The organism is Paenibacillus sp. Z6-24 (genome assembly GCF_054161335.1).
This window is the reverse complement of record NZ_CP096398.1, coordinates 3,110,512-3,130,340: the sequence shown is the minus strand read 5'-3', so window position 1 is coordinate 3,130,340 and position 19,829 is coordinate 3,110,512. Positions and strand designations below refer to the sequence as shown.

General features: G+C 46.4%; 18 protein-coding genes. 17 read left to right on the top strand and 1 reads right to left on the bottom strand.

Translation table 11 applies throughout. The features are described from left to right. Positions 1-168 precede the first annotated feature (168 nt). On the bottom strand, positions 169-1,242 hold the full coding sequence (locus tag M1D61_RS13490; protein ID WP_458119122.1) for a stalk domain-containing protein: 1,074 nt from the start codon (positions 1,240-1,242) through the stop codon (positions 169-171). 373 nt (positions 1,243-1,615) lie between these two features. Here M1D61_RS13490 and yfmF point away from each other — a divergent pair, with 373 nt between their 5' ends. The 17 genes from yfmF to M1D61_RS13405 all read left to right on the top strand — a co-directional run bounded on the left by yfmF (position 1,616) and on the right by M1D61_RS13405 (position 19,743). Beyond that, the gene (gene yfmF / locus M1D61_RS13485; protein ID WP_458119120.1) at positions 1,616-2,896 is read left to right on the top strand and encodes an EF-P 5-aminopentanol modification-associated protein YfmF; all 1,281 of its coding nucleotides are present in this window, start codon (positions 1,616-1,618) and stop codon (positions 2,894-2,896) included. Between the two features lie 4 nt (positions 2,897-2,900). Next, positions 2,901-4,184 (top strand): EF-P 5-aminopentanol modification-associated protein YfmH, encoded by a 1,284-nt coding sequence (gene yfmH, locus M1D61_RS13480; protein ID WP_458119119.1) that lies wholly within the window; start codon positions 2,901-2,903, stop codon positions 4,182-4,184. After that, complete coding sequence (gene ymfI / locus M1D61_RS13475; RefSeq protein ID WP_458119118.1) at positions 4,181-4,951, top strand: elongation factor P 5-aminopentanone reductase; 771 nt, start codon at positions 4,181-4,183, stop codon at positions 4,949-4,951. Before yfmH ends, ymfI begins: the two co-directional genes overlap by 4 nt. A gap of 354 nt (positions 4,952-5,305) precedes the next feature. After that, on the top strand, positions 5,306-6,073 hold the full coding sequence (locus M1D61_RS13470) for a DUF3388 domain-containing protein (RefSeq protein ID WP_026136233.1): 768 nt from the start codon (positions 5,306-5,308) through the stop codon (positions 6,071-6,073). 34 nt (positions 6,074-6,107) lie between these two features. Further along, a complete protein-coding gene (locus tag M1D61_RS13465) occupies positions 6,108-7,199 on the top strand; it encodes a helix-turn-helix domain-containing protein (protein WP_458119117.1) in 1,092 nt (363 codons plus the stop codon). 215 nt (positions 7,200-7,414) lie between these two features. Next, positions 7,415-7,906, top strand: coding sequence for a YajQ family cyclic di-GMP-binding protein (locus tag M1D61_RS13460; RefSeq protein WP_046215416.1), 492 nt, complete (start codon positions 7,415-7,417; stop codon positions 7,904-7,906). A 128-nt stretch (positions 7,907-8,034) separates the two neighbouring features. Then, on the top strand, positions 8,035-8,625 hold the full coding sequence (pgsA, locus tag M1D61_RS13455; RefSeq protein WP_458119116.1) for a CDP-diacylglycerol--glycerol-3-phosphate 3-phosphatidyltransferase: 591 nt from the start codon (positions 8,035-8,037) through the stop codon (positions 8,623-8,625). Positions 8,626-8,818: 193 nt separating this feature from the next. After that, the gene (locus M1D61_RS13450) at positions 8,819-10,120 is read left to right on the top strand and encodes a competence/damage-inducible protein A (protein WP_458119114.1); all 1,302 of its coding nucleotides are present in this window, start codon (positions 8,819-8,821) and stop codon (positions 10,118-10,120) included. A gap of 326 nt (positions 10,121-10,446) precedes the next feature. Further along, positions 10,447-11,514 (top strand): recombinase RecA, encoded by a 1,068-nt coding sequence (gene recA, locus M1D61_RS13445; RefSeq protein ID WP_458119113.1) that lies wholly within the window; start codon positions 10,447-10,449, stop codon positions 11,512-11,514. Positions 11,515-11,623: 109 nt separating this feature from the next. After that, positions 11,624-12,391, top strand: a complete 768-nt coding sequence (locus M1D61_RS13440; protein WP_458119112.1) for a regulatory protein RecX — start codon at positions 11,624-11,626, stop codon at positions 12,389-12,391. A 439-nt stretch (positions 12,392-12,830) separates the two neighbouring features. Beyond that, positions 12,831-14,372: a ribonuclease Y gene (gene rny / locus M1D61_RS13435; RefSeq protein ID WP_017813746.1), complete on the top strand. Its 1,542-nt coding sequence runs from the start codon at positions 12,831-12,833 to the stop codon at positions 14,370-14,372. Positions 14,373-14,418: 46 nt separating this feature from the next. Then, positions 14,419-15,231: a TIGR00282 family metallophosphoesterase gene (locus M1D61_RS13430; protein WP_046215420.1), complete on the top strand. Its 813-nt coding sequence runs from the start codon at positions 14,419-14,421 to the stop codon at positions 15,229-15,231. A gap of 147 nt (positions 15,232-15,378) precedes the next feature. Then, on the top strand, positions 15,379-15,639 hold the full coding sequence (locus M1D61_RS13425; protein ID WP_017813748.1) for a stage V sporulation protein S: 261 nt from the start codon (positions 15,379-15,381) through the stop codon (positions 15,637-15,639). Positions 15,640-15,865: 226 nt separating this feature from the next. Next, complete coding sequence (pduL, locus tag M1D61_RS13420) at positions 15,866-16,438, top strand: phosphate propanoyltransferase (RefSeq protein ID WP_046215421.1); 573 nt, start codon at positions 15,866-15,868, stop codon at positions 16,436-16,438. 322 nt (positions 16,439-16,760) lie between these two features. Continuing rightward, complete coding sequence (locus M1D61_RS13415; RefSeq protein WP_458119110.1) at positions 16,761-17,465, top strand: L,D-transpeptidase family protein; 705 nt, start codon at positions 16,761-16,763, stop codon at positions 17,463-17,465. A gap of 236 nt (positions 17,466-17,701) precedes the next feature. Further along, positions 17,702-19,252: a tRNA (N6-isopentenyl adenosine(37)-C2)-methylthiotransferase MiaB gene (miaB, locus tag M1D61_RS13410; protein ID WP_046215422.1), complete on the top strand. Its 1,551-nt coding sequence runs from the start codon at positions 17,702-17,704 to the stop codon at positions 19,250-19,252. An 83-nt stretch (positions 19,253-19,335) separates the two neighbouring features. Beyond that, positions 19,336-19,743, top strand: coding sequence for a RicAFT regulatory complex protein RicA family protein (locus tag M1D61_RS13405; RefSeq protein ID WP_235338399.1), 408 nt, complete (start codon positions 19,336-19,338; stop codon positions 19,741-19,743). Positions 19,744-19,829 lie beyond the last annotated feature (86 nt).

Below are 19,829 nucleotides of genomic sequence, written 5' to 3'. Positions count from 1 at the left end.
TTGGATAGCGAATAGGCAATCAGCCTGTCCCGGTATTAAGGGCAGGCTGATTTTTTGTATGAATAGCAAAAGCCCCTTTCCATTAATGGAAAGGGGCTTCCAAACGATTCACAACTCGATATCGGTCCCGTCACTCTATCACCGGGTACCCGATCAACGATTCGCTGCTTATTCGTATCTTTGGATAACCGAACTGCGGTTGGAGCTGTCATACACAAAGCCATAAATGTCAAAGCCCAGGTTGCCGTAAGCTTTGTCAATGTCGCTGGCAATACTGTTCAGCACATTGCGTGTCTGATAGGAAGAAAGTGAATTCCAGTCTGATTTATTCGTATAAACACGGAAGACAACGGACTCATCATCAGCATTGGAGATCTCAATGCTCAGCTTGATTCCCTGATAAGTACCAAAGCTATCATTCAGCTGCTTTTGCAGATCAGTGATATTGACAGTGGAGCCGAGCACTACTGTACCGCTGCTGTTGGTTTTGAAAGTGATCAGTGTTTTGGAGTTTTTGCTGATTACACTTCCTGTAACATCCGCTCTGTTATAAGATCTGTTGTCTCTAATTTCATCAGCAATACCCTGCAGAAGCTTATTGCGATTAGAAGTAGAGGTATCGTTCCAGGAATTTTCATTCACTGTAATAGTAACTTTGACTTTGCTGGAGCTGCCGCTCAGGTCGATATCAGCGCCGGTACCTTTGTAATCACCATATTCGCTGTTCAGGTCTTTTTTCAGTCGGGTCATCGTCGTGCTGCTGGAACCGCCCTTATCATCGATTTCATCATTCAATTTTTGATTTTCTTTTTTGAGTGTGGCGATCTGGTTGTTCAGATCGGTAATAGAAGCATCTTTGGCAGTAATTTGGGAATTGGCAGTCGTCAGCTGTGTCTGCAGGCTCTGAATCTGTGCATTCAGGGCATCCACAGTCGTCTGAGGAATAGCCGGAGTATTATCCGTAACACCTACAATTTTGTTGGTATTATCCCAGGTTACTTTCTTGTCAAAAGCGTCACCCATCATCCGCAGTGGGATGTATGTAGTTCCGTTGACCATAAATGGTTCATAGGCAGGATCGATAGCTACTTCCTTGCTGTTGTACATAACCTTGATATTGTTATAGGCAGCCTTCAGCTGTTGGGTAGCCTGTGAAGCATACGTGCTATTTGCAAAAATACTTCCAGAAATAGCAAGAGCAGACACCGTGGCGATAATCACAGGTTTTTTGTTGATTTTCATGTCGTTCATCTAACTCCTTTTTTTGTGAATTTGGATAGGCCTTCCCTCGTCTGCTTATCCTATGTATATAGACGCGGCAATTTCATAAATAGTTTCGTGCGATTTCCCAGGAGCACTAATTTTGTAATAATGAGGGCCTATTCATCTCAGAGTCTCGATTTTAACATAAAAAGGCTTGGTAACAAAATCAGCTTTGTAATCTCCCATCAAATTCAGGCCATGGTCTTAGATTGAAAAGGTACTTTCCGGTACAGAAGACTCAGGGAAACAGATACAAGAAGAAGCTGAGACGGTTTGCTTCTTGCAATTCGGGTAGTATAAAATAGTAAGTATGACAGTTTCACCAATTTCGCTCGATAAAGGGGTTTTCACGTTGAATAATACAGGATTTGAACGCGGTGAAGTAAATGGAATCCGTGTGCATGTCATGCCCACAACACGTTTTAAAACATTTGCGGTCTCCCTCTATATGGGCGTACCGCTTGCAGAAAATACAGTAACACCAACGGCTCTGATTCCGTTTATATTGCGCAGGGGGACCGAGACTTATCCAGAAACGACCAGCTTCCGTGAAGCGCTGGAAAATATGTATGGAGCAGGATTTGGATTTGACGTATACAAAAAAGGCGATTACCAGATGGTTCAGCTGCGTATGGATACTATTAACGATTCCTTTGTAGCTTCGGACGAACCGCTGCTGTCCCGTACACTGGCTTTCCTCGGAGAAACGGTTACACGTCCGGTACTGGAAAATGGCCGTTTCCGTGAAAAATACGTACAGGCTGAACGTGAAAATGTACGAAAACGCATGGAAGCCGTGATCGATGACAAAATTCGCTATGCTGCCGAGCGTTGTATTCAGGAAATGTGTAAGGACGAACCGTACCGTCTGAGTGCACTTGGCAAAATGGACGTGCTGGATCAGCTGGATGGTGCCAGCGTCTATGAACAGTACCAGCAGTGGCTCTCCAACAGCAGTATGGATCTGTATATCGTAGGGGATACGACGCTGGATGAAGTGATGCAGCTGGTAGGCCGCCATTTCCAGGTGAATCGCTCCGCTGCGGTCATGTATACACCGGCAGTACCTCGTCCGGCAGCACCGGAAGTCAGACAGGTTGTCGAAGAAATGGCTGTTAGTCAGGGCAAGCTGAATATGGGGTTGCGTACACCAATTACCTACAGCGATGAGCGTTATGCAGCTGCACTCGTAGCCAATGGCGTACTGGGCGGATTCCCGCATTCCAAGCTGTTCATGAATGTACGCGAAAAGGAAAGTTTGGCTTATTATGTCGGTTCGCGCTTTGACCCATACAAAGGAATCACTACCATCCAGTCAGGCATTGAATTACAGAATTTTGAAAAGGCACTGGAAATTATCCGTCAGCAGCTATCCAATCTGCAGGCTGGCGATATTACCGAATCGGAAATTTCACAGACCAAAGCATTGATTCGCAATGACCTGCTGGAATCCAGAGATTCGGCATATCAGATGATTGCTTATGACTTTAACGGACTGTTCTCCGACAAAGAGCGCAGCGTAGATGAATTATTGACAGGCATTGAGCAGATCACAGCCGACGAGATTCAGGCGGCTTCCAGCGTACTGCAGCTGGATACCATTTACTTTTTAACAGGGCAGAAGGAGGCGTAATCATATGGAAAGCATTCACTACGATCGTTTAAAAGAAACGCTGTTTCATGAGAAATTGGATAACGGACTTGAAGTATATGTGCTTCCCAAGGAAGGCTTCCAGAAAACCTATGCCACCTTTGCGACCCGTTATGGTTCGGTAGATAACCATTTCCAGGTAGAAGGACAGGAAGAAGTCAAAGTGCCGGATGGCATTGCCCATTTTCTGGAGCATAAAATGTTTGAAGAGCCGGATGGCGTAGATGTATTCTCCAAATTCTCTGCCAAAGGGGCATCCGCCAACGCTTTTACGAGCTTTGAGCAGACGGTATATTTATTTTCGGCTACCGAACAGATCGAGGACAATCTGGATACCCTGCTGAATTATGTACAGAATCCTTATTTTACCAAAGAAAATGTGGACAAGGAAAAAGGCATTATCGGGCAGGAAATCCAGATGTACAATGATAACCCGGACTGGCGCGTATATTACGGACTGATCGAAGCGATGTATCAAAAGCATCCGGTACGTATCGATATTGCAGGTACGATTGAATCGATCAGCAGCATTACCAAGGATACACTGTATACCTGTTACAATACGTTTTATCATCCGTCCAATATGATGCTGTTTGTGGTTGGTGGTGTGAATCCGGAGCAGGTGATCGAGCAGGTACGACGCAATCAGGCAGCCAAGAATTATGAGCCTCAGGGGCAGATTAATCGTTACTTTGACGAGGAACCGGCAACCGTGGGCGAGAAATGGAACGAGATTAAGCTTCCGGTATCCCAGCCGAAGTTTCTGATGGGATTCAAGGAGACCGATATCGGGCTGACTGGTGAAGCGCTGCAGCGCAAAAACCTGACAACCAAGTTGATGCTGGATCTGCTGCTTGGCAACAGTACGGCTCTGTATCAGCAGCTGTATGATGAAGATCTGATTTCGGATGATTTTGGCTATGACTATACAAGTACATCGGAATATGCCTATTCCATGATTGGCGGCGATACCCGCGATCCCAAGCTGCTCGTTCAGCGCCTTCAGGAAGAGATCGGCAAAGTGGTGGAGACCGGATTCAGTCAGGAAGCATTTGACCGTTCTCTGCGCAAGCGTATCGGTAATTATCTGCGCCTGCTCAATTCACCGGAAAGTATTGCACATGAATTTACCCGTAACCGGTTCAAGGACAGTGATTTCTTTGCTATTCTGTCTATCTATGAGTCGCTTACACTGGATGATGTGAACCAGCGTCTGCGTGATCATATGAATTGGGAGCAGCTGGCGGTATCGGTGGTTGTCAGTCCATGAGTGAAGAACGTTCAGGAGACCGCAAACTATTTTCCGAAATGACGGTGCTCGTCACGGGTGCCAGCCGGGGAATAGGTGCGGCCATCGCCAGAAGATTTGCGATGGCAGGTATGAACGTTGTCGTTCATTATCGTCATTCACATGAACAGGCCAATGAAGTAGCCCGGAACTGCTTGGAATATGGCGTCCGAGTGCTTACGATATCTTCGGATCTGCGCAGTCTGGAAAATATCAGACGAATGCAGGAAAAGCTGGAGCAGCATGGTATGCAGCCGGATATTCTGGTTAATAACGCAGGGATATCCCATTACGGGATGCTGGCTGATATGAGTGAAGAGGAATTTGATGAAGTGATTTCCACCAATCTCAAAGCCGTGTTCCTGTGTTCGCAGACTTTTATGCCGTATATGATTCGCCAGCAGTATGGACGCATTATCAATGTATCCAGCATATGGGGCATGACAGGAGCCTCCTGCGAGGTGCTGTACTCAGCCAGCAAAGGCGGAGTGAATGCATTTACCAAAGCGCTGGCGAAGGAACTGGCTCCATCCGGCGTGACGGTCAATGCCATTGCTCCCGGAGCGGTGCGTACCGAAATGATTGCCCATCTGCAGCAGGACGAACTGCAGATGTTGGAAGATGATATTCCGGCTGGCCGAATCGCAGAGCCGGATGAAATTGCCTCTATGGTTTATTTTCTTTCTTTGCCTGAATCCAGCTATATGACCGGACAGATAGTCAGTCCCAACGGAGGATGGCTCACTTGAGCAGATTCATCTGAAGTAGCATGATTTACGGCTAATGGGTTCATAACAGGGAAGCTTCTATCTTATTGCATAGAGGCTTCTATGCGTTATGGTTAGGGAAGCCCGGCAGAGCACCTGACAGGCATTCCAAAGTTGTTACCTTTCGCGGCTTGCCTTTCTATATCATTTTATATATCATTAACGTGTTAAGGACTTGAAACTTACAGCAGTATGCGATCAGACAGATCAACTGCTTTTTTATAATAAATTAAGGTCATTTATCAAATAGGCACGGATTTTATTAATCTGATATACATCGCCCGCATGTAATGAGCAGACTTATTACATAAACGGGAAGAAAGGTTCGAGGTGAACGTGGAATTAAAACAATGGTATTTGGAATACAGGATACATAAAAACCGTCCTGGCCTGCTTGGCGACGTCGCTTCTCTGCTGGGAATGCTTAATGTGAATATTCGCACCATTAACGGTGTGGAAGGAAAGACCAGAGGCATGCTGCTGGAATCGGATGATGATGAGAAAATTGTACTGCTTGGCGATATGCTGGCCAAGGTAACGAATATTACGATCACGGCATTGCGTCAGCCCAAGCTGGTTGATATTCTTGCGGTTCGTCATGGCCGTTATATTGAGCGCGATTCCGACGACAAGAAGACATTTCGCTTTACAAGGGAAGAACTTGGTTTACTAGTCGACTTTTTGGGTGAAATATTCAAGCGTGAAGGCAATCAGATTATTGGTCTGCGTGGAATGCCGCGAGTAGGCAAAACCGAATCGATTATTGCCGGCAGTGTATGTGCGATGAAACGCTGGACATTCGTATCTTCTACTTTGCTGAGACAGACGGTGCGCAGCCAGCTGTCCGAGGAAGAGATGAACGATGCCAATGTATTTATTATTGATGGCATTGTCAGTACGATTCGTTCGAATGAACGTCACCATGAGCTGCTGCAAAATATTATGCAGATGCAAAGTACCAAGGTTATTGAGCATCCCGATATTTTCGTCAGAGAGTCGGATTATGACTACAGCGATTTTGATATTATTATTGAACTGCGTAACAATCCGGATGAAGAGATCGTCTATGATAAATTCACCGAGAGTTATACGGACGATATTTAATAGTTATAAAACAATCTAATCAGGAGGTAATAGTATGTCAGATCTGGGTCGCCAATTAAGAGACGCCCGCCTTGCTAAAGGTTTATCGCTCGATGATGTACAGGAAATGACAAAAATACGCAAACGCTACTTGGAAGCCATCGAAGCGGGTGATTTCAAGGTGCTCCCGGGCAGTTTCTATGTACGGGCTTTTATCAAGACCTACGCGGAAGCCGTCGGGTTAAACGCGGACGAATTATTGCAGGAGCACCAGGATGCAGTACCGGAGGCAGAACCGGAACCGGTGATGGAGCCTGTCGTGCAGCAGCGCAGATCAGCCAGACGTACGGCTTCAACAGGCCGCAGCGGTAAATGGCTGTCGACTGTACTGATGTGGACATTCCCCATCCTGATCATTGTGCTGGTATGGATTTTTGTTATTAACAACAAAAATGGAGCTCCGGATATTGCCGATAATACGACTCCACCAAAACAACAGCAAAGCACCACGCCACCGAGCACGACAACACCGCCTACCCAAAATACAGGTCAGCAGCAGCCAAGTGACTCTACCGGAACCGAGCAACAGCCTTCCGGAACAGGCACTGAGCAGACACCTGGAGGTACGGAATCGACTGATGGTACAGAGACAGGTACTGAGACTGTAGAAGGTACAGCGACTGACACATCGGCTAATCCGGTAATTACGGAAGCGGGCAAAGAAGGTCGTAATACCATTTTCAACGTTAATTACACGGGTACTACACCTCTAAAAGTAAATATTGCAGCTACCGGGCAGAGCTGGCTGGAAGTATACAAATCTGCGGATACAAGCGGAGAACGCCTTTTCTATAACAATACCGAGAGCGGTCAAAGCCTGTCTTACGATCTGACAGATACCGGATTGTTTATCAAATCAGGAAATTCCCCGGCAACCAATATTACAGTCAACGGACAGACCATTACCGATGGTAAGGCAACTTCCCGAATTGTACTGAAATGGGTGAAAGAAGATGCAGCAACCGGCACTTCTACCGAGGGAACAGATAGTACAGGAACTACTGGGACTACCGGAACTATCGAAGGAACGGATAGCACAGGTACAACGTCCACAGGTACGACCGATTCTTCTACAGACGGCAACTGACTTTGTCACAAAAGGATATCTGCTGTTCTGTTACGGGAACAGCGGATATCCTTTTCCCATGCAATGACCGGGTAGAAATGGTCCAAACAGATAGGAAAAGAGCCAAATGGTTTAATACTGTTCAGGCAGTGCTTTTACATTGATTGCTATGACAAGAATTAGACTTGCCGTATAATATGGCCTATAATTTATATGGATAAAGAGGGGGAGACAGAATGGCTTCAGAAAGTTCATTTGATATCGTATCCAAACTGGACATGCAAGAAATGACCAATGCTATTCATCAGACGGAAAAGGAATTGGCGAGTCGTTATGATTTCAAGGGCAGCAAAAGTAAATTGACTCTGGAAAAGGACACACTCGTCCTTGTCTCCGACGATGATTACAAACTGGGTGCACTAATCGAGATTTTGCAGGCCAAAATGGTAAAGCGGGGACTGCCCGTTAAAAATATTGAATATGGATCAATCGAATCCGCTTCTCTGGGTACTGTGCGCCAGCGTCTCAAGCTGAAGCAGGGCATTGACCAGGATAATGCCAGAAAGATCAATATCCTTATTCGCGACTCCAAACTCAAAGTAAAGAGCCAGATTCAGGGAGATCAGCTGCGTGTAACCGGCAAGAGCAGAGATGATCTGCAGGCTGTGATTCAGCTACTGCGCAAGGCGGACCTGCCGTTGGATCTGCAATTTACGAACATGAAATAAAGTGGCATGTAACCGATGGTTACAGAGCTGATGGAGGCTGCAAGTTATATGAAAAACAAGATAGGCTCAGGTGCAGTTACATATCAGCCGCTGAATATCCAGACTGCAATCCGTATAGGAGGTGCTCTGTGAACCTGCCGAATCGCATAACGCTTGCCCGAATCTGTCTGGTACCGGTCATGATGCTGTTTCTTCTCGTTGATTTTCCATTTGGGGAGAAATTATTCCGGATCGGAAGCACGTTTCAGGTAAGTTATAACGATCTCATTGCTGCACTGATCTTTATTATCGCTGCGAGCACAGACGGAATTGATGGACATATTGCGCGAAGCCGTAATCTGGTAACCAACCTTGGCAAGCTGCTGGATCCTCTGGCGGATAAGCTGCTTGTATCCGCTGCTCTTATATCGCTGGTGTCCCTCGATAAATGTGCAGCCTGGATGGCGATCATTATCATTTTCCGGGAATTTGCGATTACGGGCCTGAGGCAGATTGCATTGCTGGAAGGAGCCGTAGTAGCAGCCAGCAATTGGGGCAAAGCCAAAACGATCACCCAGATTATTGCGATCGTGGCGCTGATGATCAACAATTTCCCATTTGCGCTGCTGGGAATTCCTTTTGACCAGATTGCGATCTGGGCGGCTACACTGATTACGCTGTATTCAGGCGTGGATTACTTTGTCAAAAACAAACACCTGATTCACCTGTCCAATTCATAAACGATGTTTCTATATGTAACAAATGGGTGATATATGTAAAGCGGCAATAGGGAATTCTCTATTGCCGTTTTCTGTGGATAAAGCTCTCTAGTCTGGATAAACCTATACACCGTACAAACAGACAGTAAAGTGAACCAAAGGATTAGACCTAACAAATAACGCTGCGTACGATAAACGAGGGGGAGACAAATCGATGAAATCAGTAAAAGCGGAAATTATAGCGGTAGGTACAGAGCTGCTGCTCGGACAGATTACCAATACCAATGCACGCTACTTGTCACAGCAGTTGTCCTACCTCGGCATTGATGTATATTACCAGACCGTCGTAGGCGATAATCTTAACCGGTTGAAGCAGGCTATTGAACTGGCGAGCAGCCGAGCAGATGTCATTCTGTTCTCAGGAGGAATTGGCCCGACACAGGACGATCTGACCAAGGATGCGCTTGGAGAAGTGCTTGGCCGTTCACAGCATATTTACCCAGAAGCGATGAAAAAAGTGGAATCCTTTTTTGAAGGCCGCGATAAACCAATGACGGAAAACAATCGTCGTCAGGCCATTATTCTGGAAGGCAGCGAACCACTGGATAACGAAGTGGGACTGGCAGTCGGTATTGCGGTATCGCAGGACGACAAACATTATATTGTACTGCCTGGCCCACCGAAAGAGTTGCAGGCAATGTTCGAGAGCCAGGCCAAACCATGGCTGGCCAAAAACGTGCTATCCGAGGAACAGCCGATTTATTCCAAAATGCTCAAGTTTGCCGGGATCGGCGAGTCTGCACTGGAAGATGCGCTGCTGGATCTAATCAGTGCCCAGACAGACCCGACGATTGCTCCTTATGCCAAAGAAGGCGAAGTGACGATTCGTCTTACTACCAAGGCCGATTCGGAAAAAGAAGCGAATGTAAAACTTAAAAATATGGAAGCCGAGATTCGTAAGCGGCTGCCAGATCATATGTATGCAGACCAGAACATTACCATTGAAGAACAAATTTTGCTGATGATGACCGGTATGGGACTCAGCCTGGCTGCAGCCGAGAGCTGTACCGGCGGTCTCATCATGGAAAATCTGACACGTATTCCAGGCAGTGCGCTTGTCTTTATGGGCGGGGTAGTCAGCTACTCCAACGAGATGAAGGAGAAGCTGCTTAATGTACCTCATGAGATGCTGGAAGGTGAGAACGCTCCAGGTGCAGTTAGCGAGGAAGTGGCAGAAGTCATGGCTGATGAAGCGCGCAAACTGCTGGATACAGATTTTGCCGTATCTGTAACTGGAGTAGCCGGACCGGGTGCTTCCGAGCGCAAGCCGGTTGGTCTTGTCTATATCGGGCTCGCCGAGCGTAATCGTCCAACCGAAGTATTCAAGCTGAATCTAAAAGGAAACCGCGAAGCGATCCGCATTCGTTCCGCTAAGAACATCATGTATCGCCTCTGGCTGCGCCTTAAGGAGCTTCAGAACGAGCAGCTGGTCGAAAAGCAGCAGCAATCGGAATAAATATAAAAGCTTGCCAGACAAGCAATGAGCAGCCGCAAATGAACAATCACATTACTGTTGATCAATAGTTGCGAATGGATATTGCGATATGTTATGATCAGGTCAGACGGAAGAACCGCAGCAATCAGATTGCTGCGGTTTTTTTCATTTTAGAGCAGGAAGAACCGCCAAAACAGGTGAATTTGTAGCGTGAATTAAATTTACAAATATTGGTAACGTTCGATTGGAGGCATGCAAAAAGACGAATATATGTTCGAAAAAAGCTTGGCAAAAGTTGAAAAATGGAGTATAATTAGACTATAAACATTGAGAAGGATGTGAGCTGATTGTCAGATCGTCGTGCTGCGCTGGATATGGCGCTTCGTCAAATAGAGAAACAATTCGGTAAGGGTTCCGTTATGAAATTGGGAGAATCCACGCATATGCAAGTTGAAGTTATACCTAGTGGATCGATTGCTCTGGATATTGCTCTGGGAACAGGCGGTATGCCAAGAGGTCGTATCATTGAAATATATGGACCTGAATCTTCAGGTAAAACTACTGTAGCTCTGCACGCGATTGCGGAAGTTCAAAAAGCAGGCGGACAAGCAGCATTTATCGATGCTGAGCATGCTTTGGACCCTCAATATGCGAAAAATTTGGGCGTTAACATCGATGAACTGCTGCTGTCTCAGCCGGACACAGGCGAACAAGGTCTGGAAATCGCCGAAGCATTGGTACGTAGTGGCGCGGTCGATATCATCGTTATTGACTCCGTAGCTGCCCTGGTACCAAAAGCAGAGATCGAGGGTGAAATGGGTGATTCTCACGTAGGTCTGCAAGCACGTCTGATGTCTCAGGCGCTGCGTAAACTTTCCGGTGCGATCAGCAAATCCAAAACTATCACGATCTTCATTAACCAGCTTCGTGAAAAAGTCGGTGTTATGTTCGGTAACCCGGAGACAACTCCTGGTGGACGCGCACTAAAATTCTACTCCACAGTACGTCTGGATGTACGTCGTATTGAAGCCATCAAAAATGGTAATGATGTAGTAGGTAACCGTACCCGTATTAAAGTGGTTAAAAACAAAGTAGCGCCTCCTTTCAAACAAGCCGAGATCGACATCATGTATGGTGAAGGTATCTCCAGAGAAGGTAGCTTGATCGATATCGCTACTGAAAAGGATATCATTAATAAAAGTGGTGCTTGGTATTCATACGAAGGCGAACGTATGGGTCAGGGTAGAGAGAATGCAAAACAATTCCTCAAAGAAAATACCCAGATCGCTACAGTTATCGAAAACAAAATTCGTGAGCTGAGCAACCTGACTACACTTGTAGAAGGTCCTACAGCAGAAGACAAAAAGAAAGAAGAACAAGAAGAGCAAGAGTTATTCTCAGAAGCAACCGAATAATTTGGCCTTATACAGACATTCAAAAAGCGCCTGGAACGTGAGAATACGTGCCGGCGCTTTTTCTTTATCATAAAAGCATCAATAAAGTTTGAATTATAAAGGAGAACCTATGAACCGATTCCGCTCATATCGCAAACCGAATAATAAAACAAATTCGTCCCATGAGGAAGATTTTGATCTTGAAGAAGAACTGGATGAGAAAGCCGGACAGCTGGATGATTTCCCTTCTGATGAGCCGCTTGAGATTAGTGAAGTTGAGCAGCTGACTCGTCCACGTTATCATTACCGGCTGTATTTTGGCGAACTCAAACTGAGAGTACACGAAGATGTCATGATCAAGTACCGCATGCTGAAGGGTTCTTCATTTACCAAGGAAGAACTGGAAGAGATCATGGAGGCCAATGAGCGTCAATCCGCGTATGCTTCCTCTATTAACCTGCTCAGCTTTCGTTCGCGTACACGTACCGAGATTATGCGCAAGCTGCGTGAAAAAGAGTTTCATCCACATGTGATCGAAGTTACGCTGGAACGGCTGGAACAGGAGAAGCTGATCGATGATGGTGTATATGCGCAGCAGTGGGCCAGTCAACGTGTAAAGAGTCAGAAAAAGGGGAAAGTATGGATTCGACAGGAGCTTCGCCAGAAAGGTGTCGAGGCCCAGCACATTGAAGAGGCACTGGGTAACATCGACGAAGATGAAGAGCTGGCCGGTGCTGTCCAGTTGGCTCAGAAAAAATGGAAAAGTACATCGGGGAATATGATGGACAAAAAAAGAAAAACGATGGCTTTTCTGATGCGGCGTGGATATTCTTCCGATCTGGTGCGTAAAGCGCTGGCTGCTGCACAAAATGAAGAGCACGAGGAAGAAGATATATAATAAAATGGTGTATGGTTCTGCCATAAAATAAAAAATGAAAAAGTCAGGCGCTGACCGGGATAAGAGTAACTCCAGGTTAGCGTATTGTCATATTTCAGAATACCTATATGTGTGAATTGTATTGCTTCCACAGCAGACAGCTAAAGAGAGAGCTGTCAATTGCTTGACAATGTCTTTTGGCAAATAATAAAATGGATGTATACAGTTTGTCATTTTTACGTCATTTTTAAGTTGTATTTATAATGAATGAGGTAGATAATGCTTATTGTAACAATGATTGTATGAATAATTAAGATGTTTTATCTCCCTTGAAGAGGGAATTGGCACATGTACCCGCATGAGCAATGTACGTATTTAAAGGGATGAAGCATTGCATTACCCATCAAAAATGGTAATTCCCAAGGAATACCTTGGAGGAATCAGCGAGGAGGTGAACAGAATGGGTTATCTCTGGGTCATAATTCTCGTTGTTGCCGCATTATTCTTTGGGTTCGGGATCGGATATTTTATTCGCAAATCTCTTGCAGAAGCTAAAATTTCCAGTGCTGAGACTGCTGCTGCGCAGATCGTAGAGAATGCGAAGAAAGAAGCAGAAGCACTGAAAAAAGAAACAGTTCTGGAAGCAAAAGACGAAATCCACAAATTCAGAGCTGAAGCTGAAAAAGACATTCGTGAGCGTCGGAATGAAAATCAACGCCTGGAACGACGATTGTTGCAAAAAGAAGAGTCGCTGGATAAAAAGCTGGAATCACTGGAACGCAAAGAAGAACAAGTGGCCAACAAAGAGAAACGTATCGAAGAGACACAGCAGCAAATCGAACAACTCTACACGAGTCAGGTGTCGGAACTGGAGCGAATCTCCAATCTGACCATGGAAGATGCACGGAGCATCATCCTGAGCAATGTAGAACAGGAAGTGCGCCATGAAACCGCGCAAATGATCAAGGATATTGAACAACAGGCTAAAAATGAAGCGGACAAACGCTCTCGTGAAATCATCACACTCGCTATCCAGCGTTGTGCAGCTGATCATGTAGCGGAGACTACCGTTTCTGTAGTCACCTTGCCTAATGAAGAAATGAAGGGTAGAATCATCGGACGTGAAGGACGTAACATCCGTGCGCTGGAGACGCTAACAGGTATCGACCTGATTATCGACGACACGCCGGAAGCAGTCATTCTATCCGGTTTTGATCCTATTCGCCGCGAAATCGCCCGTACTGCACTGGAAAAATTAGTGGCTGATGGACGTATTCACCCGGCACGTATCGAGGAAATGGTAGATAAAGCGCGCCGTGAGGTAGACGAGCGTATCCGTGAATACGGAGAGCAGTCGACCTTTGAAGTGGGTGTACACGGATTGCATCCGGATCTGATCAAAATTCTGGGACGCCTCAAGTTCCGTACAAGTTATGGTCAGAATGTACTCAAGCACTCCATGGAAGTGGCTTATCTGACCGGTCTGATGGCAGCCGAACTTGGTCAGGATATTACGCTGGCCAAGCGTGCAGGTCTGTTGCATGATATCGGTAAAGCATTGGATCATGAAGTGGAAGGTTCCCACGTCGAGATCGGTGTGGAACTGGCCAAGAAATACAAAGAGCACCCTGTCGTTATCAACAGTATTGCTTCTCACCACGGCGACACGGAAGCGACTTCGATCATTGCGATGCTCGTCGGCGCAGCAGATGCACTGTCTGCCGCAAGACCGGGAGCACGCCGCGAGACATTGGAGACTTACATCCGTCGTCTGGAAAAACTCGAAGAAATCTCCGAGTCTTTCGACGGAGTCGAAAAATCCTATGCGATTCAGGCCGGACGCGAAATTCGCGTTATGGTACAGCCGGATAAGATTGACGACGCGGAAAGCTTCCGTTTAGCTCGTGATATTACCAAGACGATTGAAAATGAACTGGATTATCCAGGACATATCAAAGTCACTGTAATCCGTGAGACACGGGCGGTTGACTACGCAAAATAAAGAGTGATGCGAAAAGTGACCTGTACACGGGTCACTTTTTGCGTTAATGGACGGAGGAATTATCATTAAAGTTATTTTTATTGGAGATATTGTTGGCAGTACCGGACGTAAAGCGATTAAAGAGAGTCTTCCTCGGTTAAAATCAAAGTATACGCCGGATATCATTATTGCGAATGCGGAAAACTCTGCATCCGGACGTGGATTAACCCGTAAAATCGCCAATGAATTATTTGCACAGGGAATTCATGGTATTACAATGGGAAATCATACATGGGATAATAGGGAAATTTTCGAATTCATTGATGATGAACCTCGCCTGGTTCGTCCGGCTAACTTTCCACCGGATACACCCGGTCGTGGATACACCATTATCAAAGCTGGCAGCAAGCAGCTGGCGATTGTGAATCTGCAGGGGCGTACATTCCTGCCGGCGATTGATTGTCCATTCCGCAAAGTGGATGAGATCATGGAAGACTTAAAAGGAAAAACCAATGCGATTCTGGTTGATTTTCATGCGGAAGCTACATCCGAGAAGATCGCGATGGGCTGGCATCTGGAAGGTAGAGCTTCAATGGTCGTTGGTACGCATACTCATGTACAGAGTAATGATGACACCATCCTGCCGGGCGGAACGGCTTATCAGACAGATGTGGGTATGGTCGGTTCCTATCAGGGCGTACTGGGAATGGAAAAGGAAGCAGTACTGTATAAATTCCAGACGCAGCTGCCGGCTCGTTTCCAGGTATGTGAAGGCAAATGGCATTTCCATGGCGTCTTTGTCGAAATCGATGATCAGACCGGCCGTGCCAAGCGTATCGAGAAAATTCGCATGTATGAAGACGAATGGCATATGGATTAAGAAACGCTTCCTGAAAAGGTTCGCTCCTATCCAGAAATGCTTGTTTTAAAAAGAAGGAAATTGAAGCATATCCTCGAATACTAACTAGACGCAATCTCGATCATTTTGAAGCTAAGCCATCATTCATTCCTAGGGGAGGTACTTATCATGGAAGTATTAAAAGTGTCAGCAAAATCCAACCCGAATTCAGTCGCAGGAGCCCTGGCAGGAGTGTTGCGTGAACGCGGCGCTGCAGAGCTTCAAGCTATCGGAGCGGGTGCATTGAACCAAGCCATCAAAGCTGTAGCCATTGCCCGGGGATTTGTCGCACCAAGCGGAGTGGATCTGATCTGCATTCCGGCCTTTACCGATATTGTGATTGATGGAGAAGACCGTACAGCCATGAAACTGATTGTAGAACCTAGATAAACGAATGGATACTATTTCTGGATATGAGCACCTGCAGGGTGAATGCATATTTCAGTATGCTACGGACCCGGCTGCTTTTCATGAAAGCACCGGGTCTTTTTGCTGAGTCGGTTTTCATTTTCATAGCAAACGATGTATAATGGATTCGTGTGCATTTTACAAATGCCAATGTACGTGTATTTTGTTACAAAGCACAAATGCAAATTAACCAAGGAGTGAATTGTAAATGAGTAAAATCGTACCTGTAGGTGTATCTGCGCGTCATATTCACCTGTCCCAAGAGCATGTGGAAATTCTGTTCGGAGCTGGCTACCAGCTGACTGAAATGAAAGCACTGTCCCAACCTGGACAATTTGCTTCTAACGAAACGGTTGAAGTGGTGGGTTCCAAAGGTTCTTTCCCTAAAGTTCGTATTCTGGGTCCTGCACGTTCGGCAACTCAGCTGGAAATCTCCATGACTGACTCTTTTGCGATTGGCGTAAAAGCACCGGTTCGTGAGTCCGGCAATATCGAAGGAACACCAGGCATCCTGATCAAAGGACCAGCTGGTGAAGTGGAAGTACAGGAAGGCGTTATCGTTGCTGCCCGTCACATCCATTTCCATACATCCGATGCCGAGAAATGGGGCATCAAAGATCAGGACAAACTGAAAGTTCGTCTGTCCGGCGAGCGCGGTATGGTTCTGGAGAACGTAGTAGCCCGTGTATCCGATTCTTTTGCACTGGATATGCATATTGACACCGATGAAGCAAATGCGGCAGGAGCACGTACTGGCGACTCTGCAGAGATCATCGACTAAATCGATTATCACCGGAATAACCAAGTGCAGTAAACGAATGCTAATACGGATGAAGGTCTATCGTATGAATAGAATGCTGCTGCAGGTAGTGTATCCGTTATAGATCCAATTACAACAAAGCCGAAACAGGTTATGGGAACCAAATGAAATGGACATGGTATTTACCTTCATTTTATTGGGTCCCACCCTGTTCCGGCTTTTTTATTTGAGCAAATACCAGCTGAAGCTCCGTGTATGAGAATGCTTTGAATCAACGTTTTGAACTGCTATAATGACACCAATTACTATTATTGCCAGACTTAATCGCGAGGAGGTCTTCATAATGAATTATCGCCTCAATGTGACACTGCTGATCTGTCTTCTGATGAGCTACATGCCCGTCTCCGGGCAGGCTGAGGCAGCGATACCTCTGAATGAAGCGAAATTATCCAAAAAATTGGATCAGCTGCACAGTGAGCAGATAATTATTGCTGCCGCCAGTAATCAGCATTCCACCACAGGCAGTCTGTATGTATATGAGAGGCAGCAAAGTGGCTGGCAGCGTCAGCTGGGGCCTGTTCCGATCGTATTCGGCAAAAACGGACTGGGCAAAACAAAAGAAGGAGACGGCAAAACACCGATCGGCACCTACACACTCGGCACGGCATTTGGCAGCAGTATGATGCCACCGGCCGGGTTGAAAACCGATTACCGGACTGCCGACGCCGACGATTACTGGGTAGATATGCCGCAGTCGCCGGATTATAACAGCTGGGTCGCTTATGAAGGGGATCCTGCTAATCGCTGGACTTCCTTTGAACGGCTTAATCATCCATTGTACAAACATGCAATGGTTATCAACTATAACAACAATCCGGTGATTCGGGGCAGAGGAAGCGCGATCTTCATGCATATCTGGCGCGGGGCGAACAAACCGACAGAAGGCTGTATTGCCATGTCCGAATCTAATCTGCTGCGTGTGTTAACGAGTATAGATCCGGACAAGTCTCCCAGAATCCGCATTGCTGTCGGAAATGGCGTGTATTAGGGCAAAATGTTTTCTCACTCCGCTCATAGAGAGTCTGCTTTTTGCAAACGATTCCTTGCTTTTTATAATGATAGGGCCATGCTATAATTACAGATGGTGCTTTTTTGTTCATGTCTATAACGATCAATCAACATCCTTGATATAGATCAGGCGGAGCGGAATTACTGATACTAGGGCAGTCCGTCTCCAGCCGGTACATTCAGGAAATGTTTATGGTGGGGGAGTGACAGCATAGCATGTCAAAAGAAACAAAAGACTATTCCAAATATTTCGATTTCTCTGACGCCAAAGTCATCTCGGAAGATGAAAACGGCAAAAAAATTCGTATTCGTGGACGCGATATTCATATTGTGTCCGAGCCAAACCAGCGGGAAGAGAAAAAGCGCGGCAAGCAGGAAACGATGGTCATGTATGAAAATGCCATTCCGGAAGAGCTGCGTCAGATCGGTCTGGGCAAGCATTATCTGGTCTATACGTTCGGCTGCCAGATGAATGAGCATGATTCGGAGACGATCAAAGGGATGCTGGAGCAAATGGGCTACCAGGCGACCGAGAGCCGGGAAGAAGCGGATATTATTCTGCTTAATACCTGTGCGATTCGTGAAAATGCGGAAGATCGTGTATTTGGCGAACTAGGTCATCTCAAAACTCTCAAGCTGGAGCGTCCGGGCTTGCTGCTGGGGGTATGCGGGTGCATGGCGCAGGAAGAAGGCGTCGTCAACCGGATTATGCAGAAGCATAACTTTGTCGATATGATTTTCGGTACGCATAATATTCACCGTCTGCCGCAGCTGGTACAGGGAGCCCTGTTCAGCAAGGAAATGGTCGTCGAAGTCTGGTCCAAAGAAGGCGATATCGTCGAGAATCTGCCGAAAAAACGTCAGGGCATGCGCGGCTGGGTAAATATTATGTATGGCTGCGACAAATTCTGTACGTACTGTATCGTTCCCTATACCCGCGGCAAGGAACGCAGCCGTCTGCCTCAGGATGTTATCGCAGAAGTGCGTGAATTGGCGCGTCAGGGCTTCAAGGAAATTACACTGCTGGGCCAGAATGTAAATGCCTATGGCAAAGATCTGGAAGGCATGAATTATACGTTTGGCGATCTGATGGAGGACATTTCCAAAATCGATATCCCGCGTGTGCGGTTTACCACTTCACACCCGCGCGATTTTGATGACCGTCTGATCGAAGTATTGGCAAAAGGCGGCAATCTGGTAGAGCATATTCATCTGCCGGTCCAATCGGGCAGTACGGAAGTGCTCAAGAAGATGAGCCGCAAATATACACGGGAACGCTATCTTGAACTGGCAGACAAAATCTATACCTCTATTCCAAATGCAGTGCTGACAACCGATATTATTGTTGGTTTCCCAGGAGAAACGGAAGAGCAGTTCGAGGAAACATTATCTCTCGTACGTGAAGTGGGATTTGACTCGGCCTATACCTTTATTTATTCTCCACGGGAAGGTACGCCAGCTGCCGGTATGGAAGACAACGTACCGATGGAAGTGAAAAAGCAGCGCCTGCAGCGTCTAAACGCCACGATCAAGGAATACAGCCGCATTGGCAGTGAGAAGTTCCTGGGACAGATCGTTGAAGTTCTCGTCGAAGGCGCCAGCAAAAATAATGACCAGGTGCTGGCAGGACGTACCCGTACCAACAAGCTTGTTCACTTTGAAGGTTCAGAGGATCTGATTGGCGAGTTTGTGCATGTGCAGATTACCGATTCCAAATCGTTTTATATTAAAGGCGAGCTAGTCGCCGAGCCTGCAGCCATTGGCTGATCGACAGGCAGGAAAGGAGACGTGAACCAATGGAACACGAACGTCATCATGAACAGGATTCAGCTGTCTCGAATATACCCGGTATGGACACCTCAGGTCTCTATATCCGTGAAGATATTATCGCAAAAACACGTGAGTTATCAGCACTGATTGGCGGAAGTGAAGAGGTCGTTCATTTCCAAAAAGCGGAGCGGATGATCCAGTCCCATGAACGAGTACAGAACCTGATCAAAACAATCAAGAAAAAACAAAAGGAAATTGTAGCTTTTGAATCGCTACGCAACGAAAAAATGGTTGCCAAGATCGAAGCGGAAATAGATGCGCTGCAGCAGGAAATGGATGATATTCCACTCATATCCGATTACCAGGAGACACAGGTGGAAATTAATGATCTGCTGCAAATGGTAGTCTCCGCAATCTATGATACCGTATCCGAGAAAATTAATGTCGAGAGCGGCAAAGATTCACCTCCTTCGTCATGCGGCGATTAATACACTACCTGAGACGCGGAGCCTGATCCCGCGTCTTTTTCTTCGTAGTCTGCAATCACATCAGGCAGGAATGGCAGATCCATCGG

Bases quoted from the DNA above. Each gene is read 5' to 3' on its own strand.
- M1D61_RS13465 (WP_458119117.1), top strand. From the start codon at position 6,108: ATGTCAGATCTGGGTCGCCAATTAAGAGACGCCCGCCTTGCTAAAGGT.
- M1D61_RS13440 (WP_458119112.1), top strand. From the start codon at position 11,624: ATGAACCGATTCCGCTCATATCGCAAACCGAATAATAAAACAAATTCG.
- miaB (WP_046215422.1), top strand. From the start codon at position 17,702: ATGTCAAAAGAAACAAAAGACTATTCCAAATATTTCGATTTCTCTGAC.
- M1D61_RS13430 (WP_046215420.1), top strand. From the start codon at position 14,419: ATGGACGGAGGAATTATCATTAAAGTTATTTTTATTGGAGATATTGTT.
- rny (WP_017813746.1), top strand. From the start codon at position 12,831: ATGGGTTATCTCTGGGTCATAATTCTCGTTGTTGCCGCATTATTCTTT.
- pduL (WP_046215421.1), top strand. From the start codon at position 15,866: ATGAGTAAAATCGTACCTGTAGGTGTATCTGCGCGTCATATTCACCTG.
- M1D61_RS13490 (WP_458119122.1), bottom strand. From the start codon at position 1,242: ATGAAAATCAACAAAAAACCTGTGATTATCGCCACGGTGTCTGCTCTT.
- ymfI (WP_458119118.1), top strand. From the start codon at position 4,181: ATGAGTGAAGAACGTTCAGGAGACCGCAAACTATTTTCCGAAATGACG.
- M1D61_RS13415 (WP_458119110.1), top strand. From the start codon at position 16,761: ATGAATTATCGCCTCAATGTGACACTGCTGATCTGTCTTCTGATGAGC.
- M1D61_RS13450 (WP_458119114.1), top strand. From the start codon at position 8,819: ATGAAATCAGTAAAAGCGGAAATTATAGCGGTAGGTACAGAGCTGCTG.
- M1D61_RS13405 (WP_235338399.1), top strand. From the start codon at position 19,336: ATGGACACCTCAGGTCTCTATATCCGTGAAGATATTATCGCAAAAACA.
- M1D61_RS13460 (WP_046215416.1), top strand. From the start codon at position 7,415: ATGGCTTCAGAAAGTTCATTTGATATCGTATCCAAACTGGACATGCAA.
- yfmH (WP_458119119.1), top strand. From the start codon at position 2,901: ATGGAAAGCATTCACTACGATCGTTTAAAAGAAACGCTGTTTCATGAG.
- M1D61_RS13425 (WP_017813748.1), top strand. From the start codon at position 15,379: ATGGAAGTATTAAAAGTGTCAGCAAAATCCAACCCGAATTCAGTCGCA.